This is a genomic window from Chamaesiphon sp., assembly GCF_041737865.1.
Lineage (GTDB): Bacteria > Cyanobacteriota > Cyanobacteriia > Cyanobacteriales > Chamaesiphonaceae > Chamaesiphon.
This window is the reverse complement of the sequence record NZ_JBGSQZ010000265.1, coordinates 42,438-55,821: the sequence shown is the minus strand read 5'-3', so window position 1 is coordinate 55,821 and position 13,384 is coordinate 42,438. Positions and strand designations below refer to the sequence as shown.

Below are 13,384 nucleotides of genomic sequence, written 5' to 3'. Positions count from 1 at the left end.
CCGATCTGCGACGACTAATATTTATCGACCAACACAACCTCTGAGACGATCGAATAGCTACGCCCCCATCAAACCATACGCGGACATCCGCATGATTTCGCCAGTACTGAAACCAATATTATTTAAAGCCTCACCATAGGCAATCATAAAATCTTCAATCAGTGCATCCTTCTCCATCCCCAACACCTTGGCATCTTTGGCGACATTGTTCAACATCTTCCAAACCAAGGGCAGATTTTGACGATTGGCAGTTTGGAGTTCAGTTTTGGATGCTTCAAAATTATCGTGCAGCCAGACTTCGCCAAAATTGAGGTGTAGATATTCCTCTTTGACTACGCCTTCAGTAATCTTGCGGGCGAAACTATCGGCAACAGGAATGTAGATATTGTAAGCAGCGATCGCAAAACACTCGATAATCAAGGATTGAATCAACAGACAGGTAACAGTATTTCCCGCAGCAGCAGCAATCTGGAAATTTTCGTGCAACTGAGCAAAAAATTCTTTAGCAAACCCCAGATCGGGAGTTACTGATAGATTCCGCGCACAGGCTTCAAAGCCCTTCTTGTGCCGCAGCTCCATTTTGGACAACTTAACTAGATCGTCCTGGGAGTCTGGTAACATTCCGCCCAGAGTAACATAGTTTTCATGCGCTTCCTGCTCGCCTTCGATCACGATCGCATTGATGCGACTGTAGGCATCTTTGTAGGTTTCGCTTGCAAAGTTAAGTTCCAAACTGGCTGCAATCTGCACCATAAGTTCGATTTCTCCTAATATGTCCGAATAATATTTAATTTTACGTTGAGCCGATTGGTGGCAAAACCTGTCATGGGAACACGTACAATCATTGTAACGTTTTGCCAGCTTATCTAAAGATTTATTGCTACTTCCAAACCTCACTATCTTAACCGATCGGAGACGAAACCGTGCACAAGTTATCCAATCCCAGCTATTTTCGATGGTGGCAAATTTTTAACTGGCTACTCCTACTCGGTGGTGCTGGCATCATGATGGCTCCATTAGCAGTCGTTTTCATCACCTCAATTACCCCTGTAGGCGAACTAGCGACTGGCTTTAAGCTGCCCACCCAGATTACTTTTGCCAACTATCAAGCCGCTTGGAGTCAAGGTAATTTCCTCCTCGCCTTTGCCAATTCAACTTTTGTCGCCCTAGCTGTGACGGCAGCACAGATTTTTACATCTGCGCTAGCAGGTTACGCCCTAGCGCGGCTAAAATTTCGAGGTCGTCAAGCATTACTATTGCTGGTACTAGCTACCCTAGTGATTCCCTTTCAACTTTTGGTTATTCCGATCTTCCTGATTCTCAAGTGGGGGCATCTTCTCAATACCTATAGCAGCCTGATTCTCCCCACCGCCGCCAGTGGCTTCGGTATTTTCCTCCTGCGTCAATTTTTCCTTACCATCCCCGTGGAACTCGAACAAGCGGCTAGTCTAGATGGTGCCAATCGGTTACAAATTCTCTGGCGGATTATCCTCCCCCTATCCCGCCCCGCGCTGGTAACACTATTTCTATTTACCTTCATCGGTGAATGGAACGACTTATTCAAACCCCTGATTTTTACCACTCGTCCCGAACTACGCACCGTGCAACTGGCTCTAGCTGAATTTCAAGAACAATTTACCAATAGCTGGCAACTCCTCATGGCAGCCGTTGGCATTGCTACAGTCCCAATTGTGTTGCTATTTCTACTCGGACAGAAACAGTTTATTCAAGGAGTTGCCAGTACGGGGATTAAGGAATAGAGGTGGATGGTGGATGGTGGTAAACCGCTTGCGTTTTACCACCTGGGAGGATCGATATCTATTCCTGGTTCCATATCCTATCTCCTTTACCCTCTCCCCCTAAAGCCTAAAACCTAAAACCTAAAACCTAAAACCTAAAGTCTAAGTTCCAGGTAAATCGCGCAATCGATCGGTCAAATGCGATCGATCTGCTAGTGTCTTTAATAACGGCCCATGCGTCCCAAACTCCACAATACTTACGCTACATACTGGCATCCCCAACCGATAGCGAAATCGCCCAGCATCGATACCCAGCAGACTGCACAACAAGATCCGAATCGTCGCCTTATGGGATACTACCAAAACATTGCCAGTGGTGTGGTGCTGACTGATCTCCTCGACTACAGCTAGAGCGCGGGCAGCGATTGCCATTGCTGACTCTCCGCCTGTGGGTGGATTCCACGCCGGATCTGCCAACCAGCGCAGATAGTCATCATGATAATCTCGATCGACCGTAGCCACATCTTTGCCTTCCCACACCCCATAATTAATCTCCTGCAATCCATCGCGCAGTTGTAATTCCATTTTCAGCGCGTTAGCGAGTGGTTCTGCTGTCAAAATTGCGCGTTCTTTAGGACTACAATAAATTGCTTCCCAAGGAGTGCTGGCATACACTTTAGCAAATATATCTGCCATTTCTTCACCATCAGGAGTCAGAGCTGGATCGATCGATCCACAAAATAAATTGCCGCGACTGGATGCAGTTTGTCCGTGGCGGAGAAAGTAGAGATTTAGAGTCATATTTCCAATCCAAGCGAAAGGTTTCACCGACGGTTACTATTTTACTCTTGAATCAAAACTCTGCTAATATAAAAGTAGGGGCAAGTTAAAATAATTTGCCCCTATGCTTCTTGGAATAATAAATTACCAGGAGTGGGTCGAACCCCACTTTTTTTGTTGTTTGTTACCGCTCAAAAGCACGAGCTGTTGACATCGCCTTTTTCTAACCAGAATGGCAATGGTGTCCTCGATCGACAGCAAACAATAGTAAACAATGACTTGAATCACCAGCAATCCGATCCAGCTTGCGATCGCTCGATATTGAAATTAGCTACTACCCATATTCGATCGTTACCCCTAAAAATAGCCACTAGTTCCTAGTTTTTGCCACACTTATGGCTCATCCCCTCATCCCCCAAATCACCGATATTGCTACCCCAATCGCCACAGAATTGGGACTAGAAGTAGTTGCCGTCATCTTTCATACCCACGAACGTCCACCATGCCTACGGATCGATATTCGCAATCCGGCTGCTGAGACTGGACTCCAAGACTGCGAACGCATGAGTCGCGCTCTAGAAGCAGCACTCGACACTAGTGAGACGATTCCCTTTCCTTATGCGCTGGAGGTTTCTAGTCCTGGTACTAGTAGACAACTAACTACCGATCGAGAGTTTAACGCTTTTAGTGGCTTTGCGGTACAGGTAACTACTCACCAACCCGTGGACAAAAAAACTGAGTGGCAAGGACAATTAATTCGTCGCGACGATACGAAAATTTATCTGAGTCTAAAAGGACGAACAGTTGAAATCCCCAGAGAATTGGTCAGCAAAGTTTCTTTAGACGACCAACAACCTGCTTAGTTAAAAGGTAATTTTTTACCATATAGCTAGAATTAAAATATTTAAACATTATCTAATTAAAAATTATGCCAAAATCTAAACAGCCGAAAAAAAGTAACGTTGGTTTACCTCAATTAAAAAACATGATTGAGGAAATCAGTAAGGATCGCAACTTACCTAGTTCTGCCGTCCAAACAGCACTACGCGAAGCTCTACTCAAGGGTTACGAACGCTATCGCAGGTCGCAACATCTAGACCAGATGCAGTTTGATGAAGATCATTTCGACAACTTCGATGTATTTTTGGACCTCGATGAAGAGGCTTTTCAAGTTGTCGCTACCAAAACGATCGTCGAAGAAGTCACCGATGAAGATCGGGAGATTTCTTTGAGTGAAGTCAAGAATATCCAGCAAGAATCCGCATCGGATCTATCCGAGGAACAATTTGCCCAAATTGGCGATTCTGTCGTCTTGGATGTTACACCAGAACGCGAAGATTTCGGACGGATGGCGGCGATTCAAGCAAAACAAGTTCTCGCCCAAAAACTCCGAGATCAACAACGCAAAATCATTCAAGAAGAATTTGAGCAATTTGAAGGTACCTCTCTAATGGGAAAGGTACTCAGATTTGAACGTCAATCAGTAATTTTATCTGTCAGTAGTAGTTTTGGACAGCCAGATGTCGAAGCTGAACTTCCTCAAAAAGAGCAACTACCTAACGATAACTACCGAATCGGCCGGACATTTAAAGTCTTCCTCAAACAGGTGCGCGAAGGCTCCCAACGCGGCCCTCAACTCCTCGTCTCTCGTGGCGCAGCCGGATTGGTCGTCGAACTCTTTGCCAATGAAGTCCCCGAAATCGAAGAAGAACTAGTCAGAATCGTCGCTGTAGCGCGAGAAGCCAGCCCTCCCTCGCGTCATGTCGGCCCCCGCACAAAGATCGCTGTAGACACCTTAGAGGGCGACGTAGACCCCGTAGGTGCTTGTATCGGCGCGCGCGGTTCGCGGATTCAAGTAGTGGTAAATGAATTGCAAGGCGAGAAAATCGATGTGATTCGCTGGTCGCCAGATCCTTCTACTTATATCTCGAACGCGCTTAGTCCCGCCCGAATTGATGAAGTACGATTGGTCAATCCAGATGGTCGTCAAGCACACGTATTAGTCCCTATCGATCAATTGAGTCTAGCCATCGGTAAAGAAGGGCAAAATGTCCGGCTGGCGGCGCGGTTGACTGGCTGGAAAATTGATATCAAAGATAGTGCTAAATACGACCCCGTTGCAGCCATGGCTGAAGTTGAATCCCAACGCCGAGCTGATTCAGAATATCAATCCCGCTATCAGCCTGATTATCAAGATGCTGGATATGCGGAAGATAATTATTAATTGATAATTGATAATTGCGGATGCAATCACGCGGAGGAAACCTCCGCATGTGTTGCACCAAGCAGATAATTGGGTTTCTAGGGTGGGAGTGTCGAGCCAGTAGTGGGACGACCAGACTAAAACTGTGGGCATTCAGAGCTCTGAAAATTACAATCAGTAATATTTTGAGCGATCGCTTTACCCACAGTTTTAGTCCGGTCACGCCACCGGATGGAAATCACCAGTCATCACTTCACACTGAAACTATGACAGCCACTCCAGAACAAGCTAGAGAAATTATTCGCTGGGGCAATCAAAATCGGCGGATGTTGGGAGAAAATTATCGCCGTCAATTTGTTGCTTATAGTGCAACGCGATTGTTAGCAGCCGGAACGGACTATCATCAGGTTAAAGCTGATGCCCAAAAGGTGGACGAACCATTTTTAATTGATTGGATGCCTGCTTTGACAGCAGATGTTCAGTTTTACTGGATTAAGTTCCATAGCTTTACTGGAAATGAATGGGAACCTTTATATCCAGTTACTCTCACCTGCGGAGCCAATAGTGAAGAGATATTGATGGTGGTAGATCCTGGTGCTCAATTAAGTCTGATTAGTCGAGAAGTTGGTGAGTCTTTAGGATTTGAGATATCTAAAGGAGAACCGATTACAGTTGGACAAGGCGTTGGGGGTGAAGTCGAGTATGTCAAAAGAATTATCGATCTAACCATCGATGGATGTACCTTTAAGGCTCCAATAGCTTGGCTGCTAACAGAGATCGCTAACGTGCCGCTATTATTGGGGCGAGAGATTGTCTTCGACTTGTTTGAGATAAAATTTGTGCAAGCAGAGGAACGGATTGAATTTGAATGGCGAGGGGAAAGTGATTAAAGATTATCGTCGATGTGTAAGTTGTCGCAAACTTGCGCCGAGACATGAGTTTTGGCGAGTAATCAGATCTCACCCCTCGCACACTGTTAGCATCGAGCTAGGTAACACACTCGTTCAGGGACGCTCGGCTTATCTGTGTCCGACTGCGAGCTGTTTGCAAATAGCTCAGAAAAAAAATCGGTTGGGTAGATCTCTTAAAGCTAAAGTTGATGAGGGTATTTATCAGCAGTTAGGGTTACTTAAATTAATTGATAATTGATAATTGATAATCGCTTTAGCTCAACCTGGGGGATCCCTTCAGGTTGAGCGAAGGTGAGATAGACAGTGAAGTTTTAGGAGGGGGCTAAAGACCCCTGATTTTTTTGCACTAGCTGAAACCTAGATTGTGGGCATTGCCTACCCAGTTTCTACGTCAAAACAGTTTTAAGAGTATGAAGTAAATCTTGAGTACTGAAGGGTTTGGGAAGGAAGGCTTTGATTGTCTTGCCATGATTTTGGGCGGCGATTTCGTGGGCGGATAGTCCACTCATGAGGATTGCCCGTACATGGGGATCGATCGAGTGAAATTGAGAGATCGTGTCGATCGGATCGCCACCAGGCATCATATAATCTAACAAAATCGTGTGGATTTCATGATGGTGTTGGGCATACAATTCGATCGCTTGTTGACTGTTGCTAGCGGTGATACTCCGATAGTGATAGGATTCGAGCGTGGTACCAAGAATTTCGCGAATTGATGGTTCGTCATCCACGATCAAAATCAATTCACCTTTGCCTGTAAGTGTCGGTAAGATCGAGTGAACGGACTCAGGTTCCATTTGTGTGGTTGCTGGTAGATAAAATCGAAATTGTGTCCCTTTATCGACTTGACTAAAAACATCCACAAATCCGTGGTGATTATTGACGATCGTGCGTACTGTCGAAAGTCCCAATCCAGTTCCTTTCCCAATCGCCTTGGTGGTGAAAAATGGTTCAAAAATTCGCTCCAATAATTCCGGCTGGATTCCGACTCCGGTATCAGCTACAGTAATCGCAACATAAGCCCCACCACGAGCGTTGGGAGGCAGTTTCGGATACGTGTCACTCAAAATGATATTTTCTGCCATGATGGTCAATTCACCCCCCTCTGGCATCGCATCGCGGGCATTGACGCACAAATTGATCAGTACTTGATGGAGTTGGGTAGCATCGGCGGATAATGTCCACAGATCGCTACTCTCAATTTGGAGGCTAACTTCGATCGATCTAGGAAAAGTTTGTCTGGCGATTTGCAATACTTCTGCTAATAAATGTCGAGGTTGCAGGATTGTATGTTCGCCAGCTCCGCCTCTAGCAAAAGTGAGAATTTGAGCGACTAATTCCCGCCCGCGTTGAGAATTTTCGGCTAGGGTAGCCAGTAACCGCTCGGTGCGCTCGTCTAAGTTTTTTAGTCTCAGTGGTAGCAGTTCGGTGATAGCGACGATCGGTGTGAGAATATTATTGAGATCGTGGGCGATCCCACTGGCAAGTGTGCCCAGATTTTCCAGGCGTTGGGCGTGCAGAAATTGCCGTTCTAGTAGTTTATATGGGGTAATATCCGCATCGATGGTCAGAATCGATCGCGTACCCGTAGTTGCAGCGACTAGGTACCAATGACTGGTAACAGTAATACTTTTTCCTTCCCTAGTTAGTAGCCCAAGCTCTCCACTCCATTCTCCTCGATCGAGTGTCTGGGCGATCGCTGCTTGATAATGGGGATCTTCTAGATGATAAAGCAAATCTGTGACTTTTTTGCCGATCGCCACCTCAGATTGCCACCCATACATCCTGTGGGCACTTCGATTCCAATATTTTATCTCGCCCTCAACCGACCATAGCAAAATCGCATCTGTAACTAAATCCAGTAGAATTGACTGTTCGCAGCAAAGAGTGTGCAGTTCCTCTATCTGGTGAGGCACTACCGATACCTCTTTGACTACGGATAGACTTATTTCCATGCCTTATTCGAGGTGTCACTACCCCGATCTCAATCGGCTAACTCTTCTAGCATAACTCTGGATTTAATTCCTAGCCGTAAAATATTAAACAAATATTAAATAAATAGATATTTGCGATATTTATATGTTATTTGAGTCGATGAGGCTCGGATCGATCGAAATCTACGCTAGATCTCCTGCGAAAGTGAAAGCAAAATCTTCGATCGTACTGTTTTCGTCCAAAACTTCCCCTAAAGCCTAAATCCTAAATCCTAAATTCTAAATCCTAAAGCCTACCCAAAGCCTACCTAAAGCCTACCTAAAGCCTATGCCAGTGTTGACCGATTAATTCCGACCGAAAGCTTGAAAGCGGTGTTTACAGGTCTGATGCTGACAGCGATAGGGATAGAGATTTACCAGCGAACACAGCCGATCTTCGAGATCGACCCGTTGCGAACGAGCAATTTCGGAACATCCACACTTGGGACACTTGCGTTCGACTCGATCTTTTGAGGAGTTAGAAATCATGGGATAGAAATCAGGTAGTGTAAGTAGCTATTAAGTACTTAGTCTAACCAATCTAATTTTATCTAAGTACGACCAATGTATTATTGCAAACTAATACTTAGGTCTAATTGCGGCGATTACCGCTCGATCTGGTAATAAATCAGCTAAATGACCGATCGAGCGACTCGATCTCAGTATCTCAGCGATTTTTTGGATGTGAGGACATATCGCTCGATCGATGGATTCACGGCGGCTCCCAAATGGCTAAGATGGATATCGATCGCCATCACTATTCACTTTTTTGATGTTTACGGAATTAGTGATGGGTAATCTGTAGTTAAAAACAGAGCTTAATCATCTCTGGCTCGACTTCACAACTAAAAAGTTTCTAGAAATTGTCAAGTCGATCTAATTAAAATATTAACTACTAATCCCCGTCGTACATGCAAGGAGCGCACCCATGTCATTCCACTCTCAACCCGAACGCCACGAGATAGCTGAAGCTGAAGCTGAAGCTGAATTAATGGATTGCCTCCTCGCATCTTCTACCACTAACTATCCTTGGAATCCAGCCGAACCAGCAGCAGCCGAATACTTTACCGAATCAGATCGTCATTTTACTTTCGATGATTGGTCGGATGAAGAAATTACTCACCAGTCGCAATCTTTTTTTGCTAGCATCCAGTCTTGTTGGGATAAACTTATTCCTGAATCAGAGCTAAGTCCACTTGCAGCACTTACCACCAAGTTTGGGGCGAGAGTCCCGCAGCAGTGGCTAGCTCAAATTGCTACCAACGTTAGCAATTTGGCAAACAGCAAGCTCGAACCTGTAGATCGATTAGTCAGATCGGTGCAAGATTTATTATCAAACTGGGCAACTGACGATCTGTTGGTGATGGCTCGTCCTTATGCTTATGCCATGCGTTGCAATCCTGGCGTAGACAATCCCGATAATATCGTCAGACCGCTAGAATGGACAGAGTTATCGGAGATGGAACGTGCAAAATTAACAATTCTCATCGCTCAATATGCGATCGATTCTCTCTAACGAGGCTACGCCAATGACAAATCAGAAATCTGTTGCGAAGATAGTTCGGTAAATAAGTCAGTAAAATGGCGAATTTTATTTTCAATTTCTGCCAATTCTTCTGCCGATTGAGAGCCTGTGACTATTCCCGCACCTGCAAATAATAATAATCGATCGCGATCGATTAAACCCGAACGAATGGCAACTGCAAACTCAGTCTCATCACAACCCACCCATCCGACAGGAGCTGCATACCAGCCGCGTGCAAATGGTTCTAGTTCGGCAATTAACTTGAGGGCTTGAGTTCTCGGAAAGCCACCTACGGCAGGTGTAGGATGTAACTTGGGCAAGATCTCCGCATCAGTTAGATCGGAATTTAATACACCATTACACTGAGTGTACAAATGTTGAACTTTATTGAGCTTGAGAATTGTCAATTCTCGATCGATTGTGACAGAATGACAGAGTTCTTTTAAAATCGTGTGTAAGTTATTGACAACTAATTGATGCTCGTGGAGATCTTTAGCTGAATTGAGCAAATTATGGCTCAATTGGAGATCGATTTCGGCAGATTCACCGCGCTGACGAGTTCCAGCGATGGCTTCAGTTTTTAGTAATCGATCTCGACGGTAATATAGTCGTTCTGGAGAGGTGCCAATAAATGCGGTAGTGGGATCGATTTGGAAGCAAAAATGATAGCTATGAGGATTATTAGGTTTGAGAAACCGTAATAGGGATTGGGGCTGGATATAAGTTGTAAATGTCAAGGTTGACTGTCTGGCTAAAACAATTTTATCAAGCTGTAAATCGCTAAATTTAGCCAGTGCCAATTCAATATTTTGGTGCCAATCGCGGCGATTTGGTATATCTACTCGTTCGCGGAGCATTGGCACTACGGGTGCTGGGATTGAGCTAATTTCTAATTGAGTAAAGTCGAGTCGCTCTAATTGGGCTAAGATCGTCGCTAATTCAGGATGGTAGCTCTTTTCCTGCTGCGAATCCAAGTTTTGGGCACTAAGATCGAGCCGACTACATCTGAAATTACAGGCAAAAAAAGTATCGATTCCGTCTGTCCAAATTTCAAATCTCGGCACTATAAATCGATAGTTACCAAATAATTTCCAACTTGGATCGATCGAGTGATTTTGACTAAAGCCGATGCCACCATAGTATCGCACCCGAGGAAATAAGGGTGATAAATCTTGTCTCAATTGTCCAAAAATAGTGGGATAATCGATCGGGACATCGCCAGCGATCGTGTTTAAAGTTCCCACTCCAGCCATTGTAAACTGACCCTGGCGATCGGCCCAATAGGTCTTGACATCTGACTGTTGTTGTGCTAACCAGCTCAGTGGCTCCAAGGTGGGAATTTGCACATCTACCCGCAAAATTTTACCCTCCATTTCTGGAGGGATACAATTTAGCTGATGCTGAAAAAAGTTGTGAATCTGAGCGGCTATCTTCAGAGAGAGATCCATGAGCGACGATGAATTATGAATTTTCCTCCTCAGCGACAATGGGGGCTAGACTAGTCAGTGGAGGATCGACCGCAGGTCTTTGGTTGGAACTCAAAGCTGCTACCGCTACATTACCAGGATTGACGATCCCGCCAGAAATAACTACCTTAAAAGCATCCTCGATCGACATTTTCAAATCCAGTACATCCTTTTCGGCGACTACTGCATACCAACCAGTAGTGGGATTAGGCGTAGTCGGAATAAATAGGTTTAACATCCCCTGTGGCATTTGGGACTGAATCTCACCGTCTATTGTCCCAGTCACAAATGCCAGTGCCCAGATCCCCCGCCGAGGATATTCTACCAATACTACTCGGCGGAATTTGTTGCCCGAATCCTTGAGGAGGGTTTCTAATAATTGTTTGAGCGTTTTGTAAACTGCACCTGCGAGCGGAATTGCTTGGAGGAATCTTTCCCCAAAATCTAGTAGCCACTTACCAGCAATATTCCGCGCCATCAAGCCAATCAGCAGAATTGTCAGCAAGGGTGCAGTCAATCCCACCAATAAGTTCAATACAGATACTAGAGCCGGATGCAACCCATCAAAGGGATTGATCTGCTTGGGAATACTTGTGAGAAAGTTGACTACCCATGTCGCGACATTGATCGATAACCAGATCGTGGTGGCAAGTGGAATCACTACCAACAACCCAGCGATTAGATCATTTTTTAAGTCCTGCTTGAAATGTTGGAACACAAATCTCCGACTTTTAGGACGATTGGCAACGTTAGACTTACCTACTCATACTATACAAAGCTTTGCCCGATCTGGGGAGGGGTAACTAAAGTATCTTACTCCTTGCACCAGTCGATAAAGGGCGATCGGTATGACCGCTCCCCTCCACAAATTTTAACTACTTGAGGACCCGTCTCAAACCCGTCCAGCCGATCGTGATATAAGCAATTGCTAAGAGTAGACTTGCCATACTGGTGCGGAAACCAGTTTTTAACATCCTTTCACTAGCTTGAGTTTCAGCTTTCTGTTTTTGTTTTTGCAACTGTTGCAGATTTTGCTCCGACTCCTGAGCAAATTTTTTGGGATCGGCGAGTAACAACTCTAGTTTAGACTTGGCAAGCTGAAGACCAGCCAGACGTTCTCCTTGAGCTTGTCCACTTTTAAGCTCGTTGTCAATGGTAGTGATTTGTGCCCTGATTTTGTCCTTACTTTGAGCGTTAATTTGCTGAAGATTGCTTTTGATACCTTGTTCGAGTTGGGTTACTTCATCACCGATCTTTTTGAGATCTTGAGATTTGAAATCATTGGTTGTCATGATTTGAAATGGAATAATCAAGATAAAGATCAATCCCAAGAGGCTAGCTAGGGTAAAAGTCCCAATCCTCCATGTATTCCCCCGATCTCCCCCATCTTCGGTCGAAACAATTTTGATCCAATCGCCAGTGACCACAAAAGCAATCCCCACCAATGGTAGCAGCCCGCGATCGACTAGCTGACTGGTAGCATACAGCCACCAGCGACTACCTTCTAATACCAAATTTTCAGGCGGGAAACAGAGCATGAAAACTAGATCGATTAGCGAGGATAGAATCAGTACTGCACCTGCGGTTTTGAGCGCGAGGGGGGTGAGAAAACTACTAACAGTAGGTTGCATAGTCTAAATTATTGAGATGTTAAGAAATTTACCCCGACCAGTGAGTGATGGGCAAGCTCACATCCGGCATCAGATCTAAAATCGCTGGTGAATTGGGAGTAGGGAAAAGAGGCTAACAGGGATAAATTTACAAAAATTCGTTCCATTACCCCTCAACCGCCCATCTTTTTGTCAATATCACCATGAACTGAGTACTGAGGACAAGATGTGAATAAAATTAGTTGTGGAGGATCTAACAAATCTAGATTATCTTGTTTTGGGGAAGTTCCCATCGATCGATCCCAAGTGTCGCCTAAAATCTAATTATTCATCCGAGCTGCGATTTTAACTTTTATGACACCAGAAGTTCTCGTCTACCCCGATCGATCGGCATTGATCGAAGCTGCGTTAGCTCTAATCGTCGAACGGATTCTGACTGCAATCAACGAGCGTCAGTCTTGTACGATCGCCCTATCTGGAGGTTCTACCCCGCAACCATTGTACGCGGCTCTGGCTGGTGCCGATCTACCCTGGCAACAAATCCAGATCTTCTGGGGTGACGAACGCTACGTCCCAGCGACAGATCCCGATAGTAACTATGGCATGACCAAACGCGTCTGGCTCGATTTAGTGCCGATTCCGGCGGCGAATATCCATCCGATGCCAACAGGTTTGGCTCAACCACAACTGGCGGCTGAGGATTACGATCGTCAGATCGTCGCTCATTTTGGGTCAGAAGCTGGGTCAATTCCCGTTTTCGATATTATACTTCTGGGGATGGGTGATGATGGGCATACAGCCTCATTATTCCCGCACACAGCGGCTTTGTCGGTACGCGATCGATTGGTAACTTTAGGTGACAAAGATGGGCAGCCAAGGTTGACTTTGACCTTTCCCATCATCAATCAGGCACGTAGTGTCATCTTCCTGATCTCAGGTGCTAGCAAACAAACTGCTCTAGCCGAAATTTTCTCACCCACAGGCGATTCCACCGCTTATCCATCCCGATCTGTAGCACCGCAGGGCGAGTTACTTTGGCTGCTAGATGCTGCTGCTGGAGAAAAGTTAAAATCAGAGGGCGATTAGTCGGTTGGGGCTAGTTCCTTCGAGTGAATGTTGGATGGTGGATGGTGAATGGTGGATCGATCCGGTGGGAAGCTAGTCCATAACACAAAAT

15 protein-coding genes are annotated in these 13,384 nt (G+C 45.3%); 8 read left to right on the top strand and 7 right to left on the bottom strand.

What is annotated here, in order from left to right:
* Positions 1-57 precede the first annotated feature (57 nt).
* Positions 58-753 carry an aldehyde oxygenase (deformylating) gene (locus tag ACEW9J_RS20410; protein WP_373546926.1) on the bottom strand — a complete coding sequence of 232 codons (696 nt, stop codon included), beginning with the start codon at positions 751-753 and terminating at the stop codon, positions 58-60.
* Between the two features lie 170 nt (positions 754-923).
* Here ACEW9J_RS20410 and ACEW9J_RS20405 point away from each other — a divergent pair, with 170 nt between their 5' ends.
* Complete coding sequence (locus ACEW9J_RS20405; RefSeq protein WP_373546925.1) at positions 924-1,760, top strand: carbohydrate ABC transporter permease; 837 nt, start codon at positions 924-926, stop codon at positions 1,758-1,760.
* Positions 1,761-1,901: 141 nt separating this feature from the next.
* Here ACEW9J_RS20405 and ACEW9J_RS20400 read toward each other — a convergent pair whose 3' ends face one another.
* The gene (locus ACEW9J_RS20400; protein ID WP_373546924.1) at positions 1,902-2,540 is read right to left on the bottom strand and encodes a histidine phosphatase family protein; all 639 of its coding nucleotides are present in this window, start codon (positions 2,538-2,540) and stop codon (positions 1,902-1,904) included.
* 374 nt (positions 2,541-2,914) lie between these two features.
* Here ACEW9J_RS20400 and rimP point away from each other — a divergent pair, with 374 nt between their 5' ends.
* From rimP to ACEW9J_RS20380, 4 genes are all read left to right on the top strand, one after another.
* Positions 2,915-3,382, top strand: a complete 468-nt coding sequence (gene rimP / locus ACEW9J_RS20395; RefSeq protein WP_373546923.1) for a ribosome maturation factor RimP — start codon at positions 2,915-2,917, stop codon at positions 3,380-3,382.
* Positions 3,383-3,447: 65 nt separating this feature from the next.
* The gene (nusA, locus tag ACEW9J_RS20390; RefSeq protein WP_373546922.1) at positions 3,448-4,743 is read left to right on the top strand and encodes a transcription termination factor NusA; all 1,296 of its coding nucleotides are present in this window, start codon (positions 3,448-3,450) and stop codon (positions 4,741-4,743) included.
* Positions 4,744-4,763: 20 nt separating this feature from the next.
* Entirely contained in the window at positions 4,764-5,612 is an 849-nt protein-coding gene (locus ACEW9J_RS20385; protein WP_373546921.1) for a retropepsin-like aspartic protease, read from the top strand.
* A complete protein-coding gene (locus ACEW9J_RS20380; RefSeq protein ID WP_373546920.1) occupies positions 5,605-5,871 on the top strand; it encodes a YlxR family protein in 267 nt (88 codons plus the stop codon). Before ACEW9J_RS20385 ends, ACEW9J_RS20380 begins: the two co-directional genes overlap by 8 nt.
* A gap of 148 nt (positions 5,872-6,019) precedes the next feature.
* On the opposite strand, the gene ACEW9J_RS20375 is transcribed toward ACEW9J_RS20380, so the two are convergent.
* Both ACEW9J_RS20375 and ACEW9J_RS20370 read right to left on the bottom strand, forming a co-directional pair.
* Positions 6,020-7,588 carry an ATP-binding protein gene (locus ACEW9J_RS20375; protein ID WP_373546919.1) on the bottom strand — a complete coding sequence of 523 codons (1,569 nt, stop codon included), beginning with the start codon at positions 7,586-7,588 and terminating at the stop codon, positions 6,020-6,022.
* Positions 7,589-7,912: 324 nt separating this feature from the next.
* Entirely contained in the window at positions 7,913-8,095 is a 183-nt protein-coding gene (locus ACEW9J_RS20370; protein WP_373546918.1) for a hypothetical protein, read from the bottom strand.
* A 147-nt stretch (positions 8,096-8,242) separates the two neighbouring features.
* On the opposite strand from ACEW9J_RS20370, the gene ACEW9J_RS20365 reads away from it, so the two are divergent.
* The gene (locus tag ACEW9J_RS20365; protein ID WP_373546917.1) at positions 8,243-8,404 is read left to right on the top strand and encodes a hypothetical protein; all 162 of its coding nucleotides are present in this window, start codon (positions 8,243-8,245) and stop codon (positions 8,402-8,404) included.
* 130 nt (positions 8,405-8,534) lie between these two features.
* Complete coding sequence (locus ACEW9J_RS20360) at positions 8,535-9,122, top strand: hypothetical protein (protein WP_373546916.1); 588 nt, start codon at positions 8,535-8,537, stop codon at positions 9,120-9,122.
* Between the two features lie 5 nt (positions 9,123-9,127).
* Here ACEW9J_RS20360 and ACEW9J_RS20355 read toward each other — a convergent pair whose 3' ends face one another.
* From ACEW9J_RS20355 to ACEW9J_RS20345, 3 genes are all read right to left on the bottom strand, one after another.
* Positions 9,128-10,579 (bottom strand): isochorismate synthase MenF, encoded by a 1,452-nt coding sequence (locus tag ACEW9J_RS20355; protein WP_373546915.1) that lies wholly within the window; start codon positions 10,577-10,579, stop codon positions 9,128-9,130.
* Positions 10,580-10,592: 13 nt separating this feature from the next.
* A complete protein-coding gene (locus ACEW9J_RS20350) occupies positions 10,593-11,315 on the bottom strand; it encodes a DUF502 domain-containing protein (RefSeq protein WP_373546914.1) in 723 nt (240 codons plus the stop codon).
* Between the two features lie 157 nt (positions 11,316-11,472).
* Entirely contained in the window at positions 11,473-12,228 is a 756-nt protein-coding gene (locus tag ACEW9J_RS20345) for an HpsJ family protein (RefSeq protein ID WP_373546913.1), read from the bottom strand.
* Between the two features lie 333 nt (positions 12,229-12,561).
* Here ACEW9J_RS20345 and pgl point away from each other — a divergent pair, with 333 nt between their 5' ends.
* Entirely contained in the window at positions 12,562-13,293 is a 732-nt protein-coding gene (gene pgl / locus ACEW9J_RS20340) for a 6-phosphogluconolactonase (RefSeq protein ID WP_373546912.1), read from the top strand.
* Positions 13,294-13,384: the final 91 nt, after the last annotated feature.

Excerpts from the sequence above, each read along its gene's own strand:
- ACEW9J_RS20365 (WP_373546917.1), top strand. The coding sequence starts at position 8,243 with ATGACCGATCGAGCGACTCGATCTCAGTATCTCAGCGATTTTTTGGAT.
- ACEW9J_RS20345 (WP_373546913.1), bottom strand. The coding sequence starts at position 12,228 with ATGCAACCTACTGTTAGTAGTTTTCTCACCCCCCTCGCGCTCAAAACC.
- ACEW9J_RS20385 (WP_373546921.1), top strand. The coding sequence starts at position 4,764 with ATGCAATCACGCGGAGGAAACCTCCGCATGTGTTGCACCAAGCAGATA.
- ACEW9J_RS20375 (WP_373546919.1), bottom strand. The coding sequence starts at position 7,588 with ATGGAAATAAGTCTATCCGTAGTCAAAGAGGTATCGGTAGTGCCTCAC.
- ACEW9J_RS20360 (WP_373546916.1), top strand. The coding sequence starts at position 8,535 with ATGTCATTCCACTCTCAACCCGAACGCCACGAGATAGCTGAAGCTGAA.
- pgl (WP_373546912.1), top strand. The coding sequence starts at position 12,562 with ATGACACCAGAAGTTCTCGTCTACCCCGATCGATCGGCATTGATCGAA.
- ACEW9J_RS20400 (WP_373546924.1), bottom strand. The coding sequence starts at position 2,540 with ATGACTCTAAATCTCTACTTTCTCCGCCACGGACAAACTGCATCCAGT.
- ACEW9J_RS20370 (WP_373546918.1), bottom strand. The coding sequence starts at position 8,095 with ATGATTTCTAACTCCTCAAAAGATCGAGTCGAACGCAAGTGTCCCAAG.
- ACEW9J_RS20410 (WP_373546926.1), bottom strand. The coding sequence starts at position 753 with ATGGTGCAGATTGCAGCCAGTTTGGAACTTAACTTTGCAAGCGAAACC.
- rimP (WP_373546923.1), top strand. The coding sequence starts at position 2,915 with ATGGCTCATCCCCTCATCCCCCAAATCACCGATATTGCTACCCCAATC.
- nusA (WP_373546922.1), top strand. The coding sequence starts at position 3,448 with ATGCCAAAATCTAAACAGCCGAAAAAAAGTAACGTTGGTTTACCTCAA.
- ACEW9J_RS20355 (WP_373546915.1), bottom strand. The coding sequence starts at position 10,579 with ATGGATCTCTCTCTGAAGATAGCCGCTCAGATTCACAACTTTTTTCAG.